The sequence below is a fragment of the Psychrobacter nivimaris genome (assembly GCF_009812035.1).
Lineage (GTDB): Bacteria > Pseudomonadota > Gammaproteobacteria > Pseudomonadales > Moraxellaceae > Psychrobacter > Psychrobacter nivimaris.
The window spans coordinates 1-5,324 of sequence record NZ_VZIZ01000037.1 but is presented as its reverse complement, the minus strand read 5'-3'; the positions used below and the strand labels follow the sequence as shown (position 1 = coordinate 5,324).

Here is a 5,324-nt window from a genome sequence, read left to right as displayed (position 1 = left end):
GAGCTGACGATGACCTACTCTCACATGGGCGAACCACACTACCATTGGCGCTACGATGTTTCACTTCTGAGTTCGGGAAGGGATCAGGTGGGGCCATCGCGCTATTGTCGTCAGCAAAGGGGGTTAGATATGAGTCTGTTATTGTTTTTATTGACATCAAGTTTGAGCTTGTTGTCGATCAACTTGTAACCTAACTGAATCAAGGTTAAAGGTGATATCGAAATGTTCTTTCTTATTCTATAGCCTGAGCTATACAAGATAGATTAATTAGACTTGTATACAAACCACTTGGGTGTTGTATGGTCAAGCCAAACGAGCAATTAGTACAGGTTAGCTACACGCATCGCTGCGCTTCCACACCCTGCCTATCAACGTCCTAGTCTTGAACGGCTCTTTAGGGAAATCTAATCTTGAGGTGGGCTTCCCGCTTAGATGCTTTCAGCGGTTATCCCATCCGAACGTAGCTACCGGGCAATGCCACTGGCGTGACAACCCGAACACCAGAGGTTCGTCCACTCTGGTCCTCTCGTACTAGGAGCAGATCCTCTCAAATTTCCAACGCCCACGGTAGATAGGGACCGAACTGTCTCACGACGTTCTAAACCCAGCTCGCGTACCTCTTTAAATGGCGAACAGCCATACCCTTAGGACCTGCTTCAGCCCTAGGATGAGATGAGCCGACATCGAGGTGCCAAACACCGCCGTCGATATGAACTCTTGGGCGGTATCAGCCTGTTATCCCCAGAGTACCTTTTATCCGTTGAGCGATGGCCCTTCCATACAGAACCACCGGATCACTAAGACCTACTTTCGTACCTGCTCGACTTGTGGGTCTCGCAGTTAAGCGCGCTTTTGCCTTTATACTCTACGACCGATTTCCGACCGGTCTGAGCGCACCTTCGTACTCCTCCGTTACTCTTTAGGAGGAGACCGCCCCAGTCAAACTACCCACCATACATTGTCCTCGGTATTGTTATACCTGAGTTAGAACCCCAACATGACCAGGGTGGTATTTCAAGATTGGCTCCACCAAGACTAGCGTCTCGGCTTCAAAGCCTCCCACCTATCCTGCACAAGTCAGGTCAAAGTTCAATGTAAAGCTGTAGTAAAGGTTCACGGGGTCTTTCCGTCTAGCCGCGGGTACACAGCATCTTCACTGCGATTTCGATTTCACTGAGTCTCTGCTGGAGACAGCGCTGCCATCATTATGTCATTCGTGCAGGTCGGAACTTACCCGACAAGGAATTTCGCTACCTTAGGACCGTTATAGTTACGGCCGCCGTTTACTGGGGCTTCGATCAAGAGCTTCGCTTACGCTAACCCCATCAATTAACCTTCCAGCACCGGGCAGACATCACACCCTATACGTCCACTTTCGTGTTTGCAGAGTGCTGTGTTTTTAATAAACAGTTGCAGCAGCCTGGTATCTGCGACTGCCAACAGCTCAAGGAGCAAGTCCTATCACCATCAACAGCGTACCTTCTCCCGAAGTTACGGTACCATTTTGCCTAGTTCCTTCAGCAGAGTTCTCTCAAGCGCCTTGGTATTCTCTACCTGATCACCTGTGTCGGTTTAGGGTACGATTCGTTTATAACTATTGCTTAGAAGCTTTTCCTGGAAGCATGGTATTTGCCACTTCGCTGTACAAGTACAGCTTGCTATCAGATCTCGGTATAAAATAGCCCGGATTTACCTAAGCTATAAACCTACATCCTTTCACCTGGACAACCAACGCCAGGCTGACATAACCTTCTCCGTCCCTCCATCGCATTATAAACAAGTATCGGAATATTAACCGATTTCCCATCGACTACGCCTTTCGGCCTCGCCTTAGGGGTCGACTCACCCAGCCCCGATTAACGTTGGACTGGAACCCTTGATCTTCCGGCGTGCGAGCTTTTCACTCGCATTATCGTTACTCACGTCAGCATTCGCTCTTGTGATACCTCCAGCATGCTTTACAACACACCTTCACAGGCTTACACAACGCTCCCCTACCACTTGAAAACAAATTCAAATCCGCAGCTTCGGCTCCTAGTTTGAGCCCCGTTACATCTTCCGCGCGGGCCGACTCGACTAGTGAGCTATTACGCTTTCTTTAAAGGATGGCTGCTTCTAAGCCAACCTCCTAGCTGTCTATGCCTTCCCACCTCGTTTCCCACTTAACTAGGAATTTGGGGCCTTAGCTGGCGGTCTGGGTTGTTTCCCTCTCCACGATGGACGTTAGCACCCACCGTGTGTCTCCCGGATATCACTCATCGGTATTCGGAGTTTGCATCGGTTTGGTAAGTCGGTATGACCCCCTAGCCGAAACAGTGCTCTACCCCCAATGGTGTTCGTCCGAGGCGCTACCTAAATAGCTTTCGGGGAGAACCAGCTATCACCGAGTTTGATTAGCCTTTCACCCCTATCCACAAGTCATCCCCTGGCTTTTCAACGACAGTGGGTTCGGTCCTCCGGTGCCTGTTACGGCACTTTCAACCTGCTCATGGATAGATCACTCGGTTTCGGGTCTATACCCTGCAACTAAACGCCCTATTAAGACTCGGTTTCCCTACGGCTCCCCTAAACGGTTAACCTTGCTACAGAATATAAGTCGCTGACCCATTATACAAAAGGTACGCGGTCACCCAACAAGTGGGCTCCCACTGCTTGTACGCACACGGTTTCAGGTTCTATTTCACTCCCCTCACAGGGGTTCTTTTCGCCTTTCCCTCACGGTACTGGTTCACTATCGGTCAGTCAGGAGTATTTAGCCTTGGAGGATGGTCCCCCCATCTTCAAACAGGATTTCTCGTGCCCCGCTCTACTTAATATGTTAACTCTAATGTTTCGAATACAGGACTATCACCTACTACGGTCAGCTTTCCCACGCTGTTCTTCTACATTAGAATTAATCGGCTTCTCCCCGTTCGCTCGCCGCTACTAGGGGAATCTCAATTGATGTCTATTCCTAAGGGTACTGAGATGTTTCACTTCCCCTCGTTCGCTTCCTAATAAATTAGGATACCTACCTTATGGTAAGTGGGTTTCCCCATTCAGAAATCTCCGGATCACAGGATATTGCCGCCTCCCCGAAGCTTATCGCAGGCTGTCACGTCTTTCATCGCCTCTGACTGCCAAGGCATCCACCATGTGCGCTTCATTACTTGACCATACAACCCCAAGTAGTCTTTCGACTTCTAAGTGTCATACAATCTAATTATGATAACGATATCACCTATGTTTATACGCTTGATTCAGTTCTCTTTACTTTTTTTAATAACTCACCCCTGGGATAACAACTGATGTCGTTAAGAGGTGAGTTATTAAGGTTAAGAAGTGCGCGTGAACACGCGCTTCCTAACCCAGACTCATATCTATGTTTTTAAATAGTCTCTATGCTCTCGTCGAGTCACAGATTCTGTATAAAACAGAAAGAAGTAATCAATTAAAATCACTTGTTTCTATTTAATACCTATTTATTTATTAGCATCTAAAGCTTACTTAACCGTCTTAGTAGTGGTGGAGCCAAACGGAGTCGAACCGTTGACCTCCTGCGTGCAAGGCAGGCGCTCTACCAACTGAGCTATGGCCCCATTGTAAAATGGTGGGTCTAGGTGGACTTGAACCACCGACCCCCGCGTTATCAACACGGTGCTCTAACCAGCTGAGCTACAGACCCTAATACGTTTGTTAAAAACGTAAGCTTAAACTAAAGAACAACTTGTTGTGAATTCTTGCTGACCGAATGCGTCTATAAGGAGGTGATCCAGCCGCAGGTTCCCCTACGGCTACCTTGTTACGACTTCACCCCAGTCATCAACCACACCGTGGTGAACGCCTCCCCGAAGGTTAAGCTATCCACTTCTGGTGCAATCAACTCCCATGGTGTGACGGGCGGTGTGTACAAGGCCCGGGAACGTATTCACCGCGGCATTCTGATCCGCGATTACTAGCGATTCCTACTTCATGGAGTCGAGTTGCAGACTCCAATCTGGACTACGATAGGCTTTTTGAGATTCGCATCACATCGCTGTGTAGCTGCCCTCTGTACCTACCATTGTAGCACGTGTGTAGCCCTGGTCGTAAGGGCCATGATGACTTGACGTCGTCCCCGCCTTCCTCCAGTTTGTCACTGGCAGTATCCTTAGAGTTCCCGGCTTAACCCGCTGGTAACTAAGGACAAGGGTTGCGCTCGTTGCGGGACTTAACCCAACATCTCACGACACGAGCTGACGACAGCCATGCAGCACCTGTATTCTAATTCCCGAAGGCACTCCCGCATCTCTGCAGGATTCTAGATATGTCAAGACCAGGTAAGGTTCTTCGCGTTGCATCGAATTAAACCACATGCTCCACCGCTTGTGCGGGCCCCCGTCAATTCATTTGAGTTTTAACCTTGCGGCCGTACTCCCCAGGCGGTCTACTTATTGCGTTAGCTGCGTCACTAAGTCCTCAAGGGACCCAACGACTAGTAGACATCGTTTACGGCGTGGACTACCAGGGTATCTAATCCTGTTTGCTACCCACGCTTTCGAGCCTCAGTGTCAGTATGATGCCAGGAAGCTGCCTTCGCCATCGGTATTCCTTCAGATCTCTACGCATTTCACCGCTACACCTGAAATTCTACTTCCCTCTCACCTACTCTAGCCTAACAGTTTCAGATGCAGTTCCCAGGTTAAGCCCGGGGATTTCACATCTGACTTATCAAGCCACCTACGCTCGCTTTACGCCCAGTAATTCCGATTAACGCTTGCACCCTCTGTATTACCGCGGCTGCTGGCACAGAGTTAGCCGGTGCTTATTCTGCAGCTAATGTCATCGTCTCCGGGTATTAACCGAAGAGTCTTCTTCACTGCTTAAAGTGCTTTACAACCAAAAGGCCTTCTTCACACACGCGGCATGGCTGGATCAGGGTTTCCCCCATTGTCCAATATTCCCCACTGCTGCCTCCCGTAGGAGTCCGGGCCGTGTCTCAGTCCCGGTGTGGCTGATCATCCTCTCAGACCAGCTACAGATCGTCGCCATGGTAGGCCTTTACCCCACCATCTAGCTAATCCGACTTAGGCTCATCTAATAGCGAGAGCAGTAAACTGCCCCCTTTCTCCCGTAGGTCGTATGCGGTATTAATACGAGTTTCCCCGTGCTATCCCCCACTACTAGGTAGATTCCTAAGTATTACTCACCCGTCCGCCGCTCGACGCCTGGTAGCAAGCTACCATCGTTTCCGCTCGACTTGCATGTGTTAAGCCTGCCGCCAGCGTTCAATCTGAGCCATGATCAAACTCTTCAGTTTAATCTTGCTATGAAGCTCTTTAAAGAAGCTTCTAAACTTGGCTCAT

The 5,324-nt window shown here is 49.4% G+C and carries 2 tRNA genes and 3 rRNA genes; all 5 read right to left on the bottom strand.

Annotated features, from left to right (window positions below):
• Position 1: 1 nt before the first annotated feature.
• Positions 2-115, bottom strand: a 5S ribosomal RNA gene (gene rrf, locus FQV37_RS12485).
• 184 nt (positions 116-299) lie between these two features.
• A 23S ribosomal RNA gene (locus FQV37_RS12480) occupies positions 300-3,155 on the bottom strand.
• A 347-nt stretch (positions 3,156-3,502) separates the two neighbouring features.
• A tRNA-Ala gene (locus FQV37_RS12475) sits at positions 3,503-3,578 on the bottom strand.
• A gap of 9 nt (positions 3,579-3,587) precedes the next feature.
• Positions 3,588-3,664: transfer RNA gene (locus tag FQV37_RS12470), tRNA-Ile, on the bottom strand.
• Positions 3,665-3,739: 75 nt separating this feature from the next.
• A 16S ribosomal RNA gene (locus FQV37_RS12465) occupies positions 3,740-5,278 on the bottom strand.
• The 16S, 23S and 5S rRNA genes sit together here with 2 tRNA genes alongside, the layout of an rRNA operon.
• Positions 5,279-5,324: the final 46 nt, after the last annotated feature.